Annotated in this window: 16 protein-coding genes; 9 read left to right on the forward strand and 7 right to left on the reverse strand. The window is 57.2% G+C overall.

From position 1 onward, the window contains the following. Positions 1 to 29 precede the first annotated feature (29 nt). The 7 genes from FBR45_RS05310 (at position 30) to FBR45_RS05340 (ending at position 8,936) form a co-directional block, all read left to right on the forward strand. Positions 30 to 1,106 (forward strand): LptF/LptG family permease, encoded by a 1,077-nt coding sequence (locus tag FBR45_RS05310; RefSeq protein ID WP_138500002.1) that lies wholly within the window; start codon positions 30 to 32, stop codon positions 1,104 to 1,106. A gap of 75 nt (positions 1,107 to 1,181) precedes the next feature. Next, a complete protein-coding gene (locus FBR45_RS05315; protein WP_138500005.1) occupies positions 1,182 to 2,102 on the forward strand; it encodes a DMT family transporter in 921 nt (306 codons plus the stop codon). 10 nt (positions 2,103 to 2,112) lie between these two features. Next, on the forward strand, positions 2,113 to 3,555 hold the full coding sequence (locus tag FBR45_RS05320; protein WP_138500007.1) for a DUF6056 family protein: 1,443 nt from the start codon (positions 2,113 to 2,115) through the stop codon (positions 3,553 to 3,555). A 4-nt stretch (positions 3,556 to 3,559) separates the two neighbouring features. Beyond that, complete coding sequence (locus FBR45_RS05325; RefSeq protein WP_138500009.1) at positions 3,560 to 5,281, forward strand: hypothetical protein; 1,722 nt, start codon at positions 3,560 to 3,562, stop codon at positions 5,279 to 5,281. Between the two features lie 42 nt (positions 5,282 to 5,323). Further along, positions 5,324 to 6,292: a glycosyltransferase gene (locus FBR45_RS05330; RefSeq protein ID WP_138500011.1), complete on the forward strand. Its 969-nt coding sequence runs from the start codon at positions 5,324 to 5,326 to the stop codon at positions 6,290 to 6,292. Between the two features lie 119 nt (positions 6,293 to 6,411). Then, positions 6,412 to 7,929, forward strand: a complete 1,518-nt coding sequence (locus FBR45_RS05335; RefSeq protein WP_138500013.1) for an MBOAT family O-acyltransferase — start codon at positions 6,412 to 6,414, stop codon at positions 7,927 to 7,929. A 41-nt stretch (positions 7,930 to 7,970) separates the two neighbouring features. Then, the gene (locus tag FBR45_RS05340; RefSeq protein ID WP_138500014.1) at positions 7,971 to 8,936 is read left to right on the forward strand and encodes a glycosyltransferase family 2 protein; all 966 of its coding nucleotides are present in this window, start codon (positions 7,971 to 7,973) and stop codon (positions 8,934 to 8,936) included. A gap of 143 nt (positions 8,937 to 9,079) precedes the next feature. On the opposite strand, the gene FBR45_RS05345 is transcribed toward FBR45_RS05340, so the two are convergent. From FBR45_RS05345 to prmC, 6 genes are all read right to left on the reverse strand, one after another. Further along, complete coding sequence (locus FBR45_RS05345) at positions 9,080 to 10,612, reverse strand: RagB/SusD family nutrient uptake outer membrane protein (RefSeq protein WP_138500016.1); 1,533 nt, start codon at positions 10,610 to 10,612, stop codon at positions 9,080 to 9,082. Positions 10,613 to 10,681: 69 nt separating this feature from the next. After that, the gene (locus FBR45_RS05350) at positions 10,682 to 14,020 is read right to left on the reverse strand and encodes a SusC/RagA family TonB-linked outer membrane protein (protein ID WP_138500018.1); all 3,339 of its coding nucleotides are present in this window, start codon (positions 14,018 to 14,020) and stop codon (positions 10,682 to 10,684) included. A gap of 74 nt (positions 14,021 to 14,094) precedes the next feature. Then, positions 14,095 to 14,979, reverse strand: coding sequence for a hypothetical protein (locus FBR45_RS05355; protein WP_138500020.1), 885 nt, complete (start codon positions 14,977 to 14,979; stop codon positions 14,095 to 14,097). A gap of 212 nt (positions 14,980 to 15,191) precedes the next feature. Then, the gene (msrB, locus tag FBR45_RS05360; RefSeq protein WP_138500022.1) at positions 15,192 to 15,704 is read right to left on the reverse strand and encodes a peptide-methionine (R)-S-oxide reductase MsrB; all 513 of its coding nucleotides are present in this window, start codon (positions 15,702 to 15,704) and stop codon (positions 15,192 to 15,194) included. Between the two features lie 32 nt (positions 15,705 to 15,736). Next, a complete protein-coding gene (locus tag FBR45_RS05365; RefSeq protein ID WP_138500025.1) occupies positions 15,737 to 16,714 on the reverse strand; it encodes an AAA family ATPase in 978 nt (325 codons plus the stop codon). Between the two features lie 112 nt (positions 16,715 to 16,826). Continuing rightward, the gene (gene prmC, locus FBR45_RS05370) at positions 16,827 to 17,675 is read right to left on the reverse strand and encodes a peptide chain release factor N(5)-glutamine methyltransferase (RefSeq protein WP_138500027.1); all 849 of its coding nucleotides are present in this window, start codon (positions 17,673 to 17,675) and stop codon (positions 16,827 to 16,829) included. A 149-nt stretch (positions 17,676 to 17,824) separates the two neighbouring features. Between prmC and FBR45_RS05375 the strand changes: the two genes are divergently transcribed. Then, the gene (locus tag FBR45_RS05375) at positions 17,825 to 18,211 is read left to right on the forward strand and encodes a hypothetical protein (RefSeq protein ID WP_138500029.1); all 387 of its coding nucleotides are present in this window, start codon (positions 17,825 to 17,827) and stop codon (positions 18,209 to 18,211) included. A gap of 77 nt (positions 18,212 to 18,288) precedes the next feature. Here the strand turns inward: FBR45_RS05375 and FBR45_RS05380 are convergent, their stop codons facing one another. After that, complete coding sequence (locus FBR45_RS05380; protein WP_138500031.1) at positions 18,289 to 18,762, reverse strand: hypothetical protein; 474 nt, start codon at positions 18,760 to 18,762, stop codon at positions 18,289 to 18,291. 99 nt (positions 18,763 to 18,861) lie between these two features. Between FBR45_RS05380 and ribD the strand changes: the two genes are divergently transcribed. Then, a complete protein-coding gene (gene ribD, locus FBR45_RS05385) occupies positions 18,862 to 19,893 on the forward strand; it encodes a bifunctional diaminohydroxyphosphoribosylaminopyrimidine deaminase/5-amino-6-(5-phosphoribosylamino)uracil reductase RibD (protein WP_138500033.1) in 1,032 nt (343 codons plus the stop codon). Positions 19,894 to 20,011: the final 118 nt, after the last annotated feature.

Consider the following 20,011-nt stretch of genomic DNA (forward strand, 5'->3'; position numbering starts at 1 on the left):
AACACGTAAACAGACTAGGATAACGACCCATGAAATTACTCGACTGGTACATACTGAAGCGTTTTTTGCAGACCTACATCTTCGTGGTGCTGGTCATTGTGCTGGTCGTGGTGATGATCGACTATACCGAGAAAGTTGACAACTTTCACAAACACAATGCGCCCGGCAGCAAGATTCTGTTCGACTACTACCTGAACTTCATTCCGTACTGGGCCAACTACATCAGTCCGCTGATGGTCTTCATCGCCACCGTATTCCTGACCTCCCGGCTGGCAGCTCGTACCGAAATTATTGCCATCCTTAGTAGCGGGGTCAGCTTTATCCGGCTGCTGTTCCCCTACGTGCTGGGGGCGTCGGTGCTGGCGGTGCTAACCTATTTCATGGTCAATTACATCATTCCGAAGGCGAACAAAACCCGGATTGCGTTCGAGGTGGCTTACATCAACGAAGCATATACCTATACCGGTCGGAATGTACACATCAAAATTGCGCCCGACACCTACGCCTACCTCGAAAGCTATAACAACCTGAGCAACACCGGCTATAAATTCACCCTGGAGCAGGTGCAGGGAAACCAGCTCCGGCAGAAACTCTCCGCCGACCATATCGAGTGGGACGCCAAGAAAAAGAAGTGGGCCGTCTACGATTACAAGATCAGAAAGATCGACGGCCTGCGCGAAACCCTGACCCCCGGTACCCGTATCGATACCACGCTGAACCTGAAACCCGACGACTTTAGCTCCGATTTCAACCTCTACGAAACCCTGACCCTGCCCGAGTTGAACCAGCATATCGACCTGCTTCGCAGCCGGGGGGCTGACGGCGTTGAGGTATACCTGCTCGAGAAGTACAGCCGCGATACCCGCCCGTTCGCCATCCTGATTTTGACCGTTATCGGCGTGATCATGTCGGCCCGGAAAAGCCGACGGGGCGTGGGCTGGCAGGTAGCGCTGGGCTTCTTCCTGGCCTTTACGTACCTGCTGTTTTTCATGCTGGCCAAAGGCATCGCCGAATCCGGTAACCTGAATCCTATTGTGGCGGTCTGGCTTCCGAACGCTATTTTTGCGGCCATCGGCGTCTTGCTGTACAACACAATACCCAGGTAAATCAATGATGAACGATGAATGATGAATGATTCCAGGCGGGCTCATTCATCATTCATCGTTCATCATTCATCATTCATGAACAAGCCTTCCCTACCTGATTATCTTCAGCTTCATTTCATTGTCCTGATCTGGGGATTCACGGCTATTCTGGGTAAGCTCCTGGCTCCGCTCGACTCGTCGGCGCTGGTCCTGTACCGGACGGGGCTGGCCGTGCTGGGCATGGGCGCCGTGCTGTGGTTTCGGAACCAGTCGATCGGCGTACCCGCGCGTGATCGCTGGCGGCTGCTGGCAACGGGGGGGATAATTGCGCTCCACTGGGTTCTGTTTTTCTGGGCTGCGCGCGTGGCGAACGTGTCGGTCTGCCTGGCTGGTATGGCTACCAGTTCTCTCTGGGCCAGTGTGCTGGAGCCGATCCTGCTGCGTCGGCGGATGCGGGCTATTGAAGTTATTCTTGGCTTCGTGGTCATGGCCGGGCTGTACCTCATCTTCCGGTTTGAGTTCGATAAAGGCATGGGGCTGGCGCTGGCGGTGTCGTCGGCCATGCTGTCGGCGCTGTTTACGATCATCAACAGTCGATTTACCCAACGGTACGACGCCCTGGTTATCTCCCTCTATGAGATGATGGGCGCCTTTGTCGGATCGGTCGCGCTGGTGGGGGTGTTTTGGGCTCTGGAACCTGATTCGGCCCTTTTTTTATACCCGACGCGCCCGGCCCAGTGGCTGTGGCTGCTGGTGCTGTCGCTGGTCTGTACGGTCTATGCGTATTGGGTAGGGGTTCGGCTGTTGCGTAAGTTTTCGCCGTACTTAGCTATCCTGACTGTAAATTTGGAGCCAGTCTATGGAATTGTGCTGGCGGTGCTGATTTTTGGCGACGATGAGCGCATGACCCCGGGCTTTTACATCGGTACGCTCGTCATACTGGCGGCTGTGCTGACATACCCGTTTTTAAACAACCGACTGACCAAAGCGCAGACCCACCTGCCTACATCGACTTAACCGTGTCAACATGATTCGTTCCGCACCGTTGCTGCGTCTTGTTACTCTTGTTTTAACTTCTCTGTCGCTGGTGCTGACTGTACCACTGGTGGCTCTTTCCTTCTATAACCATCCATCGCCCGCCGATGATTACTGCTTCGCTAATACGGCTATGCAGTACGGCTTCTGGGAGGCTCAGCAGTTTTATTACGACGGCTGGAGCGGTCGTTTCTTCCATAATTTTGTTGTTCACTCCAGTCCGCTGACCATTGGCTGGTATACCGGCTACAAAATATACCCAATTCTGTTGCTGGCGTTGCTGCTGCTGAGTTTCTACGCCCTGGCGCGGCAGTGGGTGGCCGATAACGCATCGGGCGGCTCGGGGCGGCAAACGGCTTCGCTGGCCCTGGCGGCCGGCCTGTTCGTGGGGTTCATAGCCTCGCTGGCGGGCTTGCCTGAGTTTATGTACTGGTATGCCGGTATGGCCTGCTACAGCATGTCGGCGGTGTTTTTTCTGGCGCTGCTGGCAACGCTGATTGCGCATCAGCGGCAGGGGTTTGGCCTTTCGCCGGGCTATCTGCTGGCCGAGAGCCTGCTCATCGCAGGTATCGTGGGGTCGAGCGAAACGAGTATGGTCATGGTTATGTCCGTGCTGGGGCTGATTACGCTGGGCGAGCTGATTCAGCGTCGGCGGTTGTCGGCTACGGTGTTAATACTGCTCGGGGTAGGGGCTATTAGCTGTTATTACCTGATGGCCGCACCCGGCAATGCGGTTCGGATGGCGTCGAATCCCAACAGCAGCAATATTCCGCATACGGTGCTGTCGTCACTCCGGTATGCAGTGGGGTACCTGTCGCACCAGCTGCTGAAAACGCCACTCTTGCCGCTGTCGCTGCTGTACCTGCCGCTGGCCTGGCAGCTGACAGCCAAACCGCTGCCGGCTTACCTGAGACTGCATCCGATCTGGGGGCTGCTACACGGTGGCGCAACGGTACTGGTGCTGATTTCGCTGCACTTTTACGGCGTTGGTATTCCGCCCGTTACGCGCCTGGTTAATCTGATCAATCTGCTGTTCTGGTTAAGCTGGGGTTACAACCTAACGCTATTGATGGTAGTTTTGCGCCATCGTTTTGCGACCAGCTTCCCAAAATCATATGCGCAGACGCTGGCTGTGGCCGCGCTGGGCTGGGTGCTGATCGCAACGGGTTTGTGGTCTGTAACGCCAGTAGCCTATGGCGACTGGCTGAGCGGCCGGGCGGCTCAGTATGACCAGGCTATGCAGCAGCGTTACGCACAATTTGCGCAGACCGATGCTACCAATGGGCAGGTAGCCCCGCTGCCCGTTTATCCGGCTTCGTTATTTCTGGAAGACGTTAAAAACGACCCCAAACACCTCTGGAACCGGTGCTGGGCCGATTATTATCACAAAAAAACAGTTGTACTGACCGATCACTCAACCGAAGCGGTACAATAGCTTTATGAAATCAACGCTTACTGCTGAACCCCAGATCCTGGCCCCCGATCGATATCGAACACTGGCTCGTGTTGGCGTTCTCATTCCTGTACTTTGCTTTGCCCTGCTGTTGTGGACCTACGCCGTCAACATCCCCTGGATGGACGATTTCGACGCGTTTTTCCGGTTCATGATCAACTACGCCGACGGTAAAACCGTGGGCGACAAGATTTACTGGCTGCTGGCGCCCAACAACGAACACCGGATTCTGACGGCCAAGCTGGCCACGCTGGCCCTGTATAACCTGACGGGCGAAGTCAACTTCCGGTGGCTGATCTTTGTGGCCTACGGGTTTCAGTTCGGCATCTTTGCGATATTCTACCGGGTGTTTCGGTCCCTGAAACTACCGCTGATTGCCTTTGTGCCCGTTGCGTTTATTTTCTGGCAACCCCAGTACCACCTGACCAGCGTATGGGCCCTGACGGGTTTGCAGCACGAGGTGTCGATCTTCGAGATTCTGCTGTCAATCTATCTGCTGTCGGCCAATGAGCGCAACCGATTTGGCGCGGCCGTTGGCGTACAGCTGCTGGCGTCGATGTCGATGGGGAACGGAGTATTTGGCTGGGTGGCGGGCGCTGTTGTGCTGTTCGTTCAGCGGCAGTGGCTCCGGCTGGGTATCTGGCTCGTGATGGCAGCTGCGGCTATCAAGTTTTATTTTCACGATTTTCCGGATCTGCAGGGTAACGAAAGCAGTGTCGATTTTTTTCTAAAATATCCGTACCTGGTTTTCTCGGGCTTCTTTACGTTCTCCGGCGCGCTGATGGACTTCATGCCCGACGCGCCGATTTTCTGGCGGAGTGTGCTGCCCACCCTGTTTGGTCTGGTCATTATCCCGATTATGGTATGGCTGCTGTGGCGTATGAACTGGCCGCTCTGGCAGAACAGCCGGGCCCCGATGACGCCCGCCCAGCGCCGACGGTATTTTTTTACGGGCTGCTACGCCTTTCTGATGGTCAACGCCGTCATTATCGCGTTTCTGCGCCCGCGAATGGGCTACTGGGTCATGATGGTGAGCAACTACATGATCTACCCGGCTGTGCTGACGGTGCTGATCTACCTGAATGGACTGAGCGAGCTGAGTACGACGAAGGTGCCTACCCGCTGGCTGCGCACCGGGCTTGGACTGGGGCTGGTGGTCTGGACGCTCTCCTATACGGTACACTGGCCCAAAGTGGCTTTCCGGAAACAGATGTTGCTGACGTCGGCCTTCAACCACCGGCTGAACGACATTGGTCTGGGCCCCAGCTGGGGGACGCCCTTCGCCGATTTTGCCCGTCAGATCATGCGCGAAACCATGAAACGAGGGCTGTACCATTACCCGGAAGGGTATTTTAGCCCTTACGAGACGCAAATACGGCAGGCCGCTGCGGTACCCGCCGAACCAGCCCTGTCGATGCGTCTCAACAAAGGCGGCTACAGCACCCTGGCCGACTTGCCGCCGGGTAGCCTGCCTGAGCCGATTGGGCAGGGCGCGGTGCTGGTACAGTCGGATCGGCATGTGTTTCTCTTTCCATCCGAATCGCCGTTTACGTTCGGCGCGTTTTACCTGAATCGTCCTGTGCAGGAAGTGCAGGGTGAAATCCTGAATGCCACGCTGGCGCCGGGTACCTACCGCGTTGGGGTGCTTGCCCCGCCGGGCAACGGTCGCCCGATCCGGATTAGTAACCAGCGCCTGTCGTTCCCCTAAGCAACCGCCTGCGTGCCATTCGCCATTTAGCTGCCATCATTCATGACTACCCAATCCAGTGAGCTTCCCGATCGTATTAATATCGTCATCCCGCTGTTCAACGACTGGCAGGCCCTGAGCCTGTTGCTCGAGCGCATCCGGGCGGTTGTCGATCCGGCGCTGGTGAGCCGCCTGGCGTTCCTGATCGTCGACGACTGCTCGGCCACGAACTACGAAACCCTGCCGCAGGGCATCGGCCAGTCGCTATCGGTGCTGCGGTTATACCGCAACGTCGGCCACCAGAAAGCCATAGCACTGGGTCTGTCGCACCTGGCCTCGCTGCCCGATCAATACCCGGCTATCGTGATGGACTCCGACGGAGAAGACCGGCCCGAAGATATTCCAACGCTGGTGCAGACCGGTGCCGCCCATCCGGGCCGGGTCGTGTTTGCCCACCGCTCCAAACGACACGAGGGGCTGGTATTTCGGGTGTTTTATGAAGTGTACAAGACCGTTTTCCGAATCCTGACCGGTAAGGTCATTACCTTCGGTAACTTCAGCCTGATACCGGCCAAACAGCTGCGGAAGCTGGCGCATGTGTCTGAGATCTGGAACAACTACCCCGGTGGGGTTATCCGGTCGCGGCTACCCTATACGGCCGTACCGCTGGAGCGGGGGCGCCGACTGGCGGGGGAGTCGAAAATGAACTTTGTCTCGCTCGTGCTGCACGGCCTGAGTGCGGTCTCGGTCCTGATGGATACCACGGCCGTTCGGCTGGCGCTGTTCTGCGTCATTATGGCCGGGGCCGCCAGCCTGGGCATTGGTGTGGTGCTGGCGCTCAAGTTCTTTACCAACACGTCGGTACCGGGCTGGACCAGCTATCTGGTGTCGTCGTTCCTGATCGTGATCTTACAGGCGTTTCTGATTTCGCTGCTGCTGGTGTTCATCGTGCTGTCGTACCGAACCCAGCCGCAGTTCATCCCGGCCCGGCAATTCAGCGATTTTGTTGAGCGGGTCGAGGAAGTTTATTAAGGTTATTGCGGTATTCGGTTTCCCGGTTTCGACTGTCGGTCCGTCGGTACAACCGGCGTCGGACTAGCCGAAACCGATTACTGAAAACCGACTAAAAAGTACCGGATACCACCAAACCAATGCTATTTAACTCCGTCCAGTTTTTACTGTTCTTTATTGTTGTCACGCTCAGCTACTTTGGCTTGAAATGGCAGGGGCGGTGGATGTTACTGCTGGTAGCCAGCTGCTACTTTTATATGGTGCTGAAGCCGCAGTACATCCTGATTCTGCTGCTGACCATCATTATCGATTACATTGCCGGCATCTGGATCGAGAAGACCACCGGTCCGGCCAAACGCTGGCTGCTGATTATCTCGCTGATTTCGAACCTGGGTATCCTGGCGTTTTTCAAGTACCTCGGCTTTTTCACCGAAAACCTGTCGCTGCTGTTCGATCAGCTTAGCATGCCGGGGGTGGCGCAGAAAGTGATGGCCATCGGTAACCGGCTGTTCGTGGGCGTGTTGCACCTGTTCGGTGAGAGTGGTGTCTCGTCGTTCAAAGACAACAAGAGCATTTTACCGGTTGGGCTGTCGTTTCATACGTTTCAGGCCATGAGCTACACCATTGAGGTATACCGGGGCAATCAGAAAGCCGAGCGGCACTTCGGCATCTACTCGCTCTACGTCATGTTCTACCCGCAGCTGGTGGCTGGCCCGATCGAGCGTCCGCAGAACGTGTTGTGGCAGTTTCATAAAACCTTTCCCTTCGACGCCGAGAACGTAAAAGCGGGCCTAATGCAGATGGCATTCGGCCTGTTCAAGAAGGTGGTCATTGCCGACCGGCTGGTCATGATGACCGACTACGGCTTCAACGACCCGGGGCAGCACAACGGCCTGACGCTGCTGGTGGCCACGTTTTTCTTTACCTTCCAGATCTACTGCGATTTTTCGGGCTATTCGGACATGGCCATCGGAGCCGCCCGGGTGATGGGCTTCACGCTGATGGAGAATTTCCGTACGCCCTACATTGCCCAGTCGGTATCGGAGTTCTGGCGACGCTGGCACATCTCACTCTCGACCTGGTTCCGCGATTACCTCTACATCCCGCTCGGCGGTAACCGGAAGGGCAAGGTGCGGCAGTATATCAACATGATGATCGTGTTTCTGGCCAGCGGCCTCTGGCACGGGCCCAACTGGACCTACGTGATCTGGGGCGGTCTTAACGGCCTGTACCAGGTGCTGGCGGTGCTGCGCGACCGGGTGCTGGAGAGGCTGGGATTTGCGCCCAGGGTATCGACGGCCGAGCGGCTCGAAGCCCCCGTTTCGCCCCTGCGGGTGGTGGGCAACGTGCTGTTTACCTTCGTGCTGATCATGCTCACCTGGGTATTCTTCCGGGCCCGTACCGTTGGCGATGCGTTCCTGATTCTGCAGCGCATTGCCACCCTCTCGTTCGATCAGCCGGTTGGCAGCCCGATGAACGCGACCGAAATGGGGCTCAGCGTGTTTCTGATCGCGTTTCTACTGCTGAAGGAATATTTTTACCTGTACATTCCTACCCGCAATACGGCTCGCTTCGCCATTCTGTTCGTGCTGATCACCTTTGCTACCTACCTGTTCGGGGTGTTCTCGTCCAACCAGTTCATCTATTTTCAGTTCTGAGCCGTTATCTTTAACCAGCGATGCGCCGGTACCTGTAGCCCATGAATGCACATTCCATCTCTGTCATTATTCCCTGTTTTAACGAACAGCAGGTCATTCGCGAAACATACATGCGCCTGACCCGGGTGATGCAGGCCAACTTCTCGGCCTACGAGCTGCTGTTCGTCAACGATGGCAGTCGGGACTATACCCTGTCCATCCTGAAAGAGCTTGCCAGCCAGGATGAGCACGTGCATATTATCTCGTTATCGCGCAATTTCGGTCACCAGCCCGCCGTATCGGCCGGTATCGAAAACTGCACCGGCGACCTGGCTATCATTATCGATGCTGACCTTCAGGACCCGCCCGAGCTGATTCCGGATATGGTTCGTATGTACGAAGCTGAAGGGTGTAACGTGGTGTATGCCGTTCGAAAACAGCGGCAGGGCGAAACCGTCTTTAAACGCGTTACGGCCAAGTGGTTTTACCGCATCATCAACTACCTCTCCGAAGTGCCGCTGCCGGTCGATACGGGCGATTTTCGACTCATTGACCGGAAGGTGATCGATGCTTTCAACCGGCTTGAAGAACGGAACAAATACATTCGGGGCTTGATCAGCTGGGTAGGTTTCAAGCAGGTGCCGATCTATTACGAGCGGGCCGAACGCTTTGCGGGCGAAACCAAGTACCCGCTCTCGAAAATGCTGAAGTTCGCTCGGACAAGCCTGCTTTATTTCAGCAACAAACCGCTGCGGCTGGCTTCATCGATCGGTATTTTTTCGGTTATCATCGCCCTGTGTCTGACCATGTGGGTGCTCTACACCACTTTTTTCCTGCCCGACCGGCTGGTACAGGGCTGGTCGTCGACACTGATCGTGGTGATGTTCTTCGGGGGTACGCAGATGCTTACCGTCGGAATTCTGGGCGAATACCTGGGCAGTATATTCAACGAGATCAAGAAACGGCCGGAATTCATCATCGACGAGAAAGTAAACAGCAAACCGCCAGCCACAAACCCACCGGCCTAGCCGGTAGCCGTGCCGATAACGCAGCCAGAATGGTTCCCAAGCAAACAGCCCCGGCAGGAGCGACATGTACAGGAGGTGATCCGTACGTACATGTCGCTCCTGCCGGGGCTGCGTTATCTGATCTTTAGCCCCGGTTATCGGTATTAATACCCCGGGTTCTGGTACATGCGCTCGGGGTTGAGCTTGACTTCATCGAACGGGATGGGGTAGTAATAGTCCTTGGGACCAAAGTTCGAGACGCGGGCAGCTCCGTAATCGGCCTGTGGCTTCGTCTGGAAGTAGGCTACCAGCTCGGCGGGGGTGAAAAACCGCTGCAGGTCGAACCAGCGGTGGTTCTCGAAGGCCAGCTCCACGCGCCGTTCGTGCAGAATAGCCTGCCGAAGGGTCGGATACCGGGCGCTGTAGGTCGGGTTGGCCCTGGCTACATTATACAGGGGCAGCTTGGCCCGCTCGCGTACCTGATCCAGAAACCCGATGGCTGCAGCTTCGTCGCCCAGGTACAGGTTTACCTCCGCCAGCATCAGTATCACGTCGGCATACCGGATCAGCAGCCAGTCGTTGCCACCCCAGCCGTTGGTACCGGCCGCCGGACTCGGGTCGCGGAACTTGGTGATGAAATAATCCCGGACGTTGGCCGCATTGGCGTATTTGATCGAGTAGTCTTTGCGGAGATCCCCTTCTTCATAGTCTTTCACCAGATCGGGCTTTACGTTGCCGCCAACGCCCGTGGTGGTCCGTAACGAGTTGATGGTTTCGCCCTGGGCCTGGTTGCTGGCCGCAATCCCAGACGAGAAGTTGACGTCGCCCTGCCGGTACACGATCTGGAAAATAGCCTCGGGATTTGTGGTTTTCTTCGTCACGTCGAACACATCGGCATAGGGAATGTCTTTCAGCGTGCCAAAGGTCCGTTTGGTGTAGGCGTTGGTCAGGTAGGTTTTAGCCTGGTTGAGGTTAGCCGCCCGGTTAGCCTGGTCGAGCGTGGTGGCCATGGTCAGGTAGACCTGCCCCAGTAGCGCGTTTCCAGCTACTTTCGAGACCCGACCTTTCTGAGCCGCCGGCTGAATATCGGGCAGCGGGCTGTTGATAACCTCGGTCAGATCGGCCACGATCTGCTCGTAGACTTTCTCTTTCTTCTCCCGGAAGGTATTGGTCCGAACGGCTTCGGCGGAGTTGAGCGGTTGCGTGACGAGTGGCACATCGCCCCATTTCCGAACGAGGTGAAAATAAGCCAGTGCCCGGATAAAGCGGGCTTCGGCCTGATACTGCGCTTTCGTCTGCGGGTTGCTGAAGGTAAGCGTTTCAGTACCGGCCAGTACCTGGTTGGCCCGGGTTACGATCTGATACAGTGCCAGCCAGTGGTTCTTGAGATACGTGTTACTGGGCAGGATCGAAAAATCGTTGAACTGAAACGGCTCGCCCGCGTTCGACTGGTTGTCGTTCGTGCCGGTGTTGTCGGAGCGTTGCTCGTTGAAGAGACCGCTGCCTTCGGCCAGGCCATTGTTGTTGCGGAGGGCCTGATAGGCGCCGTTGAGCCCCAGTAGCGCATCGTTTTCGCTCTGGTAAAAGTCAGCAGCGGCAATGGCATTGGGGTCGGTTTTGACTAGAAATTCCTGTCCGCAGGAGGCCATCGACAGCGTGGCGCTCAGAAGCAGGATTCGTACGTATGTTGGGTTCATGATTGACTGATTTTGCAGGCCTGATGGACCGCTGGTATGATTCATCAGGCGTGGTCTACTAGTTCATTTTCAGAAAGAGATGCGGGCGCCGATGTTGTAGCCCCGGGCCAGCGGGTACATGCCGTAGTCGACGCCCGGCGTCAGGTTGACACCGGCGTTGTAATCGACTTCGGGATTGTAGCCTTTATACTTGGTAATGGTGAAGGCGTTGTTCACATTGGCATAGACCCGCAGGCCACCCACCTTCACGCGACTCAGGAGCGAAGCGGGCAGGTTATAGCCAATGGTCAGGTTGGTACAGCGGAAATAAGAGCCGTCCTGCAGGTAAAAAGTAGACAAACGGGTGCTGTTGCTCTGCGTACCGCCCCGGGCAGCCCGATACACCTGGCCGTTGCCCGGCTGCGCTTCGGAACGGTAGCGTTCGTCGACAACGGCATACTGATTGCCCGATGCTTCCATGTTGAAGACGTAATAGTCCTGTCCGTCGAGCACCTGGTTGCCCTGCGAGCCGTTGAACGATGCGTTAAAGTCGAGCGCTTTGTAGCTGGCGGTAGCCGACAGGCCGTAGGTGAATTTGGGGTAAGGACTGCCAATGACCCGTTTGTCGGCATCGTTGACCACGCCGTTGCCGTCTACATCCTCAAAAATCAGATCGCCGGGCCGCAGCGGGTTGCTCGACGCCGTTGAGCGGGCGGGCCCTTTCCGAACGTAGCCGGGGGCAAAGCTCTGGGTGGCGGGGTTGTAGTTGGCGTTATCCTGCGCAATGGCTTCCATGTCGCTTTCCCGCACCATGCCGACGACCTTGAAGCCGTAGAACATACCGACCGGCTGGCCTTCCTGCGTCGTGTGGGTAATGTATTGCCGCTCGGCACCGACCGAGAAAATGGCGTTCGAGCCGCCCATGTCCAGTACCCGGTTCTGGTTGGTGGCAATGTTACCGCTCAGGTTGACCTTGACATCCTGCGTTGAAACGACCCGCCCGTCGATCTGGAGTTCGACCCCCCGGTTGCGAATGCGCGAGTCGCGGAGGTTGGTCAGGATAGCCGACGTACCCGAAACGGCTGAGATCGGCTGGTTGAACAGCAGGTCATACGAGTAGCTGAGGTAGCCGTTAGCAATAATCAGGAGCCGGTTGTTGAGCAGGCCGACATCCAACCCTGCGTTATACTGCGACGTTGTTTCCCAGCCCAGCGCCTGATCCCGGATGGCTCCGGCCCAGTAGGCGGTGTTGATGGTGTTGGTGCCGAAAACAACCCCGCCCGGATTAGCCATCGTTTGCAGGAAGCTGTAGTTACCGATGTTGTAGTTGCCGGTTAGTCCCCAGCTGGCCCGCAGTTTCAGGCTGGAGGCCGAGCCCAGCCAGTCGCGGTAGAACGGTTCGTTCGAAACCGTCCAGCCGGCCGACAGGGACGGGAAGCTGCCCCAGCGGTTGAGCGGCCCGAAGCGCGACGAGCCGTCGGTACGGAAAGCAGCCGTCAGGAAGTAGCGCTCATCGAAGCTGTAGGTGGCCCGCGCCAGATACGACAGCAGCGTTTCTTCAAACTTGCCCGTGGCCAGTTCGCTGCCGCCGGTATTCAGGAAAAAATTGGTCGGGTCGGCACCCCGGCCCGTAATTTCCTGAACGCGGTCATTCTGAAAGCCCTGCGCCGACACGCTGATCCGGTCGCCGGTAATTCGCTGGGCCGTGTATCCACCCAGCAGGTTGAGGTTGTGCAGCCCGAACTGGCGGCTGTAGCTGGCCGTAAACTCACCCAGCACGTTCTGCGTCGTGGTGGTCTGGGCGGTGGCGCGGGCGGCTGCAATGGCCTGGGGCGAGTAGGGCGGGTTGTTGCCGCTGCTGAGGCTGGTGGGCAGGTAGTATTCGTACTTTTCGTTGAACGTCTGCAGGCCCAGATTCGCCTTGGCGATGAGCCCCGGAATGATCTCGTAGCTGGCGGTGCCGTTGTAGGTGCCGCGCAGCCCTTTGCGAGTGATGTTGGTCTCCTGCGCCAGCGCTACCGGGTTCTCGATGGTCTGGAACCCAAAGGTCGGCTGCTGCGACGCGGCTTCGTTCTTGATCAGTCGGCCGTTGTCGTCATAGGCTCTGAAAATAGGCGGAAAGATCAGTGCACCCAGAATCGGGCCCTGGTTGAACCGACCTTCCTGCACCTCGCGGTTGTTGGTCGAGGTAACAAAGAAGCTGGCTCCTACCTTCAGTTTCGCGTTCAGGTCGGCGTCGATGTTGGCGCGCAGGTTTACCCGTTGCTGCTTCGTAGCTACAATAATGCCCTGCTGATCCTGATAGCCCGCGCTGAGCAGGTAGCGGAGGTTGTTGGCCCCGCCCGAGAACTGAACGTTATGCCGGTTGAGGGGGGCGTTGCGGTAAAGCGCATCCTGCCAGTCGGTGTCATACTTCGGGGCGATGGCCCGCTGGTTGGCAAAGTCGTAAAATTCGGTCGGGATGCTGACCGAGCCGGCGTTGCCAACGTTGGCAATACGGGTGGCGTTAGGGTCCGAGAAGTTGGCGTTGGTAAAGGGTCTGCCCGCATTCTGCATCAGGTCGCGGTAGGTGTTGTTGCGGGCGTCGATGAGCAGGTCGACAAACTGGGTCGAGTTCAGCAGCTTCACCTTTTTGGCCAGCTGGTTGATGCCGAACTGGTATTCGTAGTCGAGTTTCCCCTTGCCGTCTTTGCCGCGTTTGGTCGTGATGAGCACCACGCCCCCCGAGGCCCGTGACCCGTAAATAGCGGCCGAAGCGGCATCTTTCAGGATATCGATACTCTCGATGTCGTTCGGATTGATGAACACGTCGTTCCCGGCCGGAAACCCGTCGATGACATAGAGTGGGTCGGAGCTGGCATTGATCGAGCCGATACCCCGCACCCGGATCTTCGTACCGACATAAGGCGCTCCGCTCACCTGAGCCACCTGTACGCCAGCCAGTTTACCGACCAGGGCCTGACCAAGCGTAGGAGCCGCCAGGTTCAGCTCGCGGGCTTTCACGTTGGCAATGGCTCCGGTCACATCGCTTTTCCGCAGGGTCTGATAACCCACCGCCACCACTTCGGCCAGCTGATTGACGTCTTCTTTCAGCCGAATAGTCAGCGTCGGCTGGGTGCCGACCACGATCTCCTGCGCCATAAAGCCAACCGACGATACGACCAGGGTTGCGCCGGGGGGTACATCCAGGGAAAACCGCCCGTTGGCGTCGGTGACGGTACCTTTGCGCGACTGTTTATCGACAATGTTGACGCCGGGAATGGGCTGGTTTTGTTCGTCGGTGACGAGGCCCGTGATGGCAACGAGCCGATGTTCGCTGGTGCCCCAGCCGGTCGGCAGGCCGCTAACCGGATAGAACACCGTTGTGCCGAGGGTCAACGCCAAAGCGCCAGCCCAACGCCGAACGCGTGAGGTTGAGTACTGCTTCATATCAATAGGTTGTCTGTTTGGGATTTGCAAAGGGAAGAAACCGGCGCACCTGGCTACGTTCCAGTATGACACTATTACCAGCTGAGGTCTACAAAGTGCGCGTTGTTCATACGCGAGGAGGTGACGGCCAGGCCGGTTGTCGGGCTGTTCAGCAGGGCAAACCCCTCCAGCTCGTCGGCTTTATCAAGGTCGATGGTGCGGAGTACGTGCTCGCGCCCCGTTTCGATGGATTTGTTGAGATCGAGAAAGGTAAACCGCCACCGGCGACCTTCTATCTGGTTCTGAATCAGGACCAGCACCCCTTTGGATGGTATCCAGTGGAGATTCTGTACCCAGGGTGAGCAGGTGAATTTTTTGACAACGACCCCCGGCTCACTGGTTTTTTTAGCCGTAGCCAGTCGGGCCGGATCGTACAGTCGTACCTCGTTGGCGTGATTGCCGTAGTCGGCGGTAGCCACGTACCAGCGGTTCTGGTACTGAACGTATTCGGGGCGGGTGCCCTGAATGCAGGCGTCGTCCTCGATGGTGTTGAGCAGGTTCCCGTCCAGGGTTCCGGTTTTGAGCAGCCCGGCCCAGTTGACCGAATAGATGACCGCCCGCCACCGGGTGCTTTCCGGATTTTGCGAAGCGTCACCCGGCCGGATGCTGTTTCCAATGAATGTTGGACCCAACCCATTGTACGCAATGCCGGTGGGGTGGTTGATCACATCCTGACCACCTTCAGTCAGCCGGATTTCCTGCCCCGTGTAACTAAGCGACTTCGGCCCAACGGCATAGGTGCGAATCATACCTACTTCGCGGTCGCCATAGAGATACGCTTTGCCGTTCAGGAAACTCACCCCCTGGCACGCGCCCAGCGAATCGACGGTGGTTGCGTGGGTCAGGGTCAGACCAACATCGACCCGGTCGAGGAAAAACAGACTGAGCGAGGAGAGAGAGAGGAGTAACAGTAGCTTCATGCGCATCCGGTTTCGTTGAGAGAACGCTTGGCAGAAAGGCCCGAACGAGGGGCTGCTTTTGCCACCACAAAGGTGGGTCGCGGATGTGACGCGAGTTTTATCCTACTGTTTCCGTAGTGTTATGATTGGGGGTCGTCGGTCAGGCCCGCTTCATACCACGCACGTATTGGGCCGTTGCGGTGGCCGAAGAAAACAGCCTGCCCGCCTATCGATCAGCGCGCGGCCGGAATAAACGTCAGCGCCACGCCGTTCATGCAGTAGCGCAAGCCGGTCGGGTCGGGTCCGTCGGGAAAAACGTGTCCCAGATGGGCATCGCAAACGGCGCAGCGCACTTCCGAGCGGTTCCCGTCGGGTTCGGTATAGACGGCGTTTGACAGGATAGGGGCGAAGAAGCTGGGCCAGCCTGTACCCGACTCAAATTTGGCGGTCGACGCGAACAGGGGGTTTCGGCAACCGGCGCAGGCGAAAGTGCCGGGGCGGTGTTCGTGGTTGAGCGGGCTGCTGTTCGGCCATTCGGTACCGCGGTCGCGCATGACCCGATACTGGGCGGCCGTCAGGATCTGGCTCCAGTCGGCATCGGTTTTTTCGACGCGCCGGTTATTGGGCGAGGTGGCGCCGGCGGGTCGGCGGTGGGGTGGGCGTGGCGTACCGAAATAGGTGGCGTAGAGCCAGAGCCCTCCGGCAACCAGCACTGCCAAAAGTAAAAAAAGCTGGGTTTGCTTCATACCGACAGAACACCATCAGCCCCGGCCCGGGTTCATCGGCCAATAGCCACTTTGCGCAGCATGGAGTCGATGACCTGCAGGGGCGTTACGCCGTCGGCTTCGGCTTCGTAGTTCAGCATGATGCGGTGGTTGAAGACGTCGGGAGCCACTTCCTTGATGTCTTCGGGCAGCACGTAATCGCGCCGGTCGAAGTAGGCGAGGGCTTTGGCGGCTACGTTCAGGTTGATGCTGGCTCGGGGCGACACGCCGAATTGAATATAGCGGGCTTCGTCGCGGAGGTTGTACTCCATGGGTCGGCGGGTAGCAAAAACGAGCTCGATGATATACCGTTCGAGGGTTTCGGAGATCGTAATGCCGTTGATTTCGTCGCGGATGGCTACCAGATCTTCTTTGCCCAGCACCGGCTGCACCTCATAATCGAAGTTCATATTCGACATCCGGCGCATAACGGCCAGTTCGTCGTCTTTGCTGAGATAATCGACAAAGACCTTCATCATGAACCGGTCGACTTGGGCTTCGGGCAGCGGATAGGTACCTTCCTGCTCAACGGGATTCTGGGTGGCCAGCACCAGAAACGGGCGGTCGAGAACGAAGGTTTCTTCGCCGATGGTTACCTGTTTCTCCTGCATGGCTTCGAGCAGGGCCGCCTGCACTTTGGCGGGCGAGCGGTTCACTTCATCGGCCAGAATCAGATTGGCAAATATAGGCCCCTGCTTCACCTCAAACTCGCTGGTCTTCTGGTTGAAAATCATCGTGCCGATCAGGTCGGCGGGCAGCAGGTCGGGCGTAAACTGAATGCGCTGAAAGTCCAGTTCCAGCACTTTAGCCAGGGTGTTGATGGTCAGTGTTTTGGCCAGGCCCGGTACGCCTTCGAGCAGAATATGACCACCTGTGAAGAGGCCGATCAGCAACCGGTTCAGCAACCGTTCCTGCCCAACCACGACCTGGCTCATCTCGTTGAATACCTCGCGGATTTTAGTGTGGTAGGCAAAAGAGGTGGTGGGCTGCATAGGAAAATGGAAGACTGGTTACTGGGTGGTTTGTTCTGTAAACGGAGCATTCGGACCGCCGTAGCGACGGACCGCCGTAGCGACGGACCGCCGTGTCGACGGACCGCCTGGGCTAAAAGGCGGCCCGAATGCTTCGGTCTTTACCGTGAATATCTTTATAAACCTGAATGTTCGAGAAGCCCCGCTCGGTGAATACCTGCTGGGTGGCGGTGCCGAACCGTTCGTTAATTTCAACGTAGCAGGCGCCGTTTCTGGTCAGGTGGCGGGTGCAGAAATCGGCTACCGCTTTGTAAAACACCAGCGGATCGTTGTCATCGACAAATAGAGCCAGATCGGGCTCGTAGTCCAGCACGTTACGGTCCATGCCGGCCGCTTCGGAGCGGGTCACGTAGGGCGGATTGCTGACCACCACGTCGTATTGCTGCCCAAAATCCGGGGTTACGTTCAGAATATCCTGAATGGCAAATGTAACGTCGGCGTTCAGGTGCCGGGCATTTTGCCGGGCCAGCGCAAGCGCATCTTCAGAAACGTCCCAGCCCGTTACGACTGACTGGGGCAGAAAGCGGGCCAGCGTTACGGCAATACAGCCACTGCCCGTACCAATATCTACAATGGGTACATCGTCGGTACGGTCGGCAAAGTCGTGCATGATCAGGCGCACCAGGTCTTCGGTCTCGGGCCGCGGAATGAGCACATCGGGCGATACCTCAAACTCCAGTCCGCAGAAGATGGTGGTACCAATAACGTGCTGGATGGGTTCCTGCCGGTTCAGCCGTTCCAGTATCCGGAACCAATCCGGTTCGGTTCGATTGGGCGGTAAGGGTTTGTCGGTCAGAACGTCGGTTTTTCGGAGTCCGAAGTAATGGTCGAGCAGCATAAAGGCCATTTCGCGCGCTTCTTCAGGCGCGTAGGCGGTAATGTTCTTGCTTAGGCGGTCGTATAGCGGTTTGGCTGTGGCCATTCGGTATCAAAAGTAATTGAAGTGTAAAGCTGGCAAAAAGGCGGGAGAATTCTAACCGTTTTCTAACCCCGAACTAACCCGGTTCTTAGGGGGTGACCCCACCTTTGTACCATCGCAACGGCGATAAAGCGTATTAAATTAACAAAACGATGAAAACGACCCTATTGATAGTGACCGGTTTAGTGCTGACTACGGCGGCTGCCATGGCCCAGAGCAGCAACACCCGTCATGACCATACATACTCGACGCACAACTACAAACATGCCAATAAAAGTGCCGAAGCCCGTCGCTGGGAGCAGAAAGCCGGAACACCGGTGATAGTTCCTACGGCGCAGGGGGCGGTGGCCAATTATAAACAATCTGTACCGGGTACGACACCGTCGGGTGGCCTGACAGTAACGGCCAATGAGCCGGCTTCGCTGGCCAGCCGCAACTATAAAACCGGCCATGGCTCATCCACCACGGCTGATCAGGGCCAGTACGTAAAACGAGCTGGCGATAAGAAAACGGCCGACAAAACGGCCGTCGGGGAATAAGTAAGCACACCTGTTTAACGAGAGACAAATGGCCCGGATCGTTTCCGGGTCATTTGTGTGTTTGGGGAGTTCGGTGGTCAACTCCCGCGCTGGCATTGCCGGATGGACGTTTCGAACCGTTGCTGAATGGCCTGTATTCGTTTTTCGTCGCGGGTGTTCAGGTCGAGCGAGGTGTGTCCGCCGTCGCCTTTTTCGCGCAGCGTTTTCGAGAAAATACCAACCTTTACTTTTCCTTTTACCTGGTTGGCCGGAACATCCAGAACCAGGGTGTAGTTGCCGTTACTGGCTGCTTTATAACTTACTTTGCGAATTTCTTTCAATGGCCAGTTCATGTCTACTTTGACCCGAATGCCTTCTTCTTTTGTATTGACATTCATAGTCATCAGGCAGTCTTTAAAGTCGAAAACCGGTTTGGCATCGCTGCTATCGACAAGCTCATTGAGTTCTTTTTTGAGCCAGGTGGTGTTTTCGGTCAGGGTTTGAGCCTGTGCGGTTCCGGCCGTTATCAGGCCAATACCCAGCAGGACGGAGGTAATGCATGTGCGAAGCATGACGTAATTTGGGTTTCTTTTTAAGAAATATAGCAAAGCAATCTAGAAATCGATTGCGTCTGATTATATAGGTCAGACGCAATCATCTACAACCTGATGATGAATGAACAATATATGCGTCGTGCGCTCGAACTGGCCGCGCTAGGTCGGGGCCACGTCAGCCCCAACCCGATGGTGGGTTGCGTAATTGTTCACGGCGATCGGATTATTGGCGAAGGCTGGCACGAACGCTACGGGCAGGCCCACGCTGAACGGAACGCCGTGCTGTCGCTTCGCCCTGAAGATGAACCGCTACTGGCCGACAGCACCGCCTACGTAACTCTCGAACCCTGCTCGCATTACGGCAAACAGCCCCCCTGCGCCGATCTGCTGATCGAAAAGAAAATTGGCCGGGTTGTCTGCTGTAACGATGATCCGAATCCGTTGGTAGCCGGGCGGGGGTTCGACAAACTGCGGGCAGCTGGCATTCCGGTCGAAACGGGCGTACTGGCCGAAGAGGGTCGATGGCTCAACGGCCGCTTTTTTACTTTCATGGAGAAACAGCGGCCGTATGTGATCCTGAAGTGGGCCGAAACGACCGATGGGTATCTGGCGGGGGCGGGTGGTACGCCGGTGCAGATCAGCGGACCCCTGTCGCAACGGCTGGTACACCGCTGGCGGACTGAAGAAGACGCGATCATGGTTGGCACCAACACCGCCCACACCGACAACCCCCGGCTTAACGTACGGCTGGTACCCGGCCGAAACCCGATACGGATCGTTATCGACCGGGCGCTTCGGCTGGATGCGGGGCTCCACCTATTCGACGGGTCGCAGCCCACGCTACGGTACAACCTGATCAAAACAGAAACCGTTGGCCAGACGACTCTCGTACAGCTGAAGGCTGACCAGCCACTTCTGCCCCAGCTGCTCGACGATCTGCGGCAGCGGTCTGTTCAGTCGGTCCTGGTAGAAGGGGGAACTACCCTGCTCAATGCCTTTATCGACGCCGGTCTCTGGGACGAAATGCGGGTGTTCCGCAGCCCGATGCTATTGGGCGGAGGTATCGAAGCCCCTACCGTGCGGGGTATCCTTTTCGACCGCGGGCGCGTAGGCGACGACGAGCTGAGCCTGTATCGACGGGTGGATTGATGGTGTCGGGGTATATTATGATGCGGGTTCGGATTGATAACGTCGGGGATTGGTCCCGTCGGCATGAATGCCGACGCTAGTCATTGGTCTAATGAGTCCGGATCTGGCCCTAGGGCGA

It is taken from the genome of Spirosoma lacussanchae (assembly GCF_005870035.1).
GTDB classification, from domain to species: Bacteria; Bacteroidota; Bacteroidia; order Cytophagales; family Spirosomataceae; genus Spirosoma; species Spirosoma lacussanchae.

What these genes read in the sequence shown, in the direction of transcription:
- FBR45_RS05310 (WP_138500002.1), top strand. Translation starts at nt 30, where the DNA reads ATGAAATTACTCGACTGGTACATACTGAAGCGTTTTTTGCAGACCTAC.
- FBR45_RS05315 (WP_138500005.1), top strand. Translation starts at nt 1,182, where the DNA reads ATGAACAAGCCTTCCCTACCTGATTATCTTCAGCTTCATTTCATTGTC.
- FBR45_RS05320 (WP_138500007.1), top strand. Translation starts at nt 2,113, where the DNA reads ATGATTCGTTCCGCACCGTTGCTGCGTCTTGTTACTCTTGTTTTAACT.
- FBR45_RS05325 (WP_138500009.1), top strand. Translation starts at nt 3,560, where the DNA reads ATGAAATCAACGCTTACTGCTGAACCCCAGATCCTGGCCCCCGATCGA.
- FBR45_RS05330 (WP_138500011.1), top strand. Translation starts at nt 5,324, where the DNA reads ATGACTACCCAATCCAGTGAGCTTCCCGATCGTATTAATATCGTCATC.
- FBR45_RS05335 (WP_138500013.1), top strand. Translation starts at nt 6,412, where the DNA reads ATGCTATTTAACTCCGTCCAGTTTTTACTGTTCTTTATTGTTGTCACG.
- FBR45_RS05340 (WP_138500014.1), top strand. Translation starts at nt 7,971, where the DNA reads ATGAATGCACATTCCATCTCTGTCATTATTCCCTGTTTTAACGAACAG.
- FBR45_RS05345 (WP_138500016.1), bottom strand. Translation starts at nt 10,612, where the DNA reads ATGAACCCAACATACGTACGAATCCTGCTTCTGAGCGCCACGCTGTCG.
- FBR45_RS05350 (WP_138500018.1), bottom strand. Translation starts at nt 14,020, where the DNA reads ATGAAGCAGTACTCAACCTCACGCGTTCGGCGTTGGGCTGGCGCTTTG.
- FBR45_RS05355 (WP_138500020.1), bottom strand. Translation starts at nt 14,979, where the DNA reads ATGAAGCTACTGTTACTCCTCTCTCTCTCCTCGCTCAGTCTGTTTTTC.
- msrB (WP_138500022.1), bottom strand. Translation starts at nt 15,704, where the DNA reads ATGAAGCAAACCCAGCTTTTTTTACTTTTGGCAGTGCTGGTTGCCGGA.
- FBR45_RS05365 (WP_138500025.1), bottom strand. Translation starts at nt 16,714, where the DNA reads ATGCAGCCCACCACCTCTTTTGCCTACCACACTAAAATCCGCGAGGTA.
- prmC (WP_138500027.1), bottom strand. Translation starts at nt 17,675, where the DNA reads ATGGCCACAGCCAAACCGCTATACGACCGCCTAAGCAAGAACATTACC.
- FBR45_RS05375 (WP_138500029.1), top strand. Translation starts at nt 17,825, where the DNA reads ATGAAAACGACCCTATTGATAGTGACCGGTTTAGTGCTGACTACGGCG.
- FBR45_RS05380 (WP_138500031.1), bottom strand. Translation starts at nt 18,762, where the DNA reads ATGCTTCGCACATGCATTACCTCCGTCCTGCTGGGTATTGGCCTGATA.
- ribD (WP_138500033.1), top strand. Translation starts at nt 18,862, where the DNA reads ATGAATGAACAATATATGCGTCGTGCGCTCGAACTGGCCGCGCTAGGT.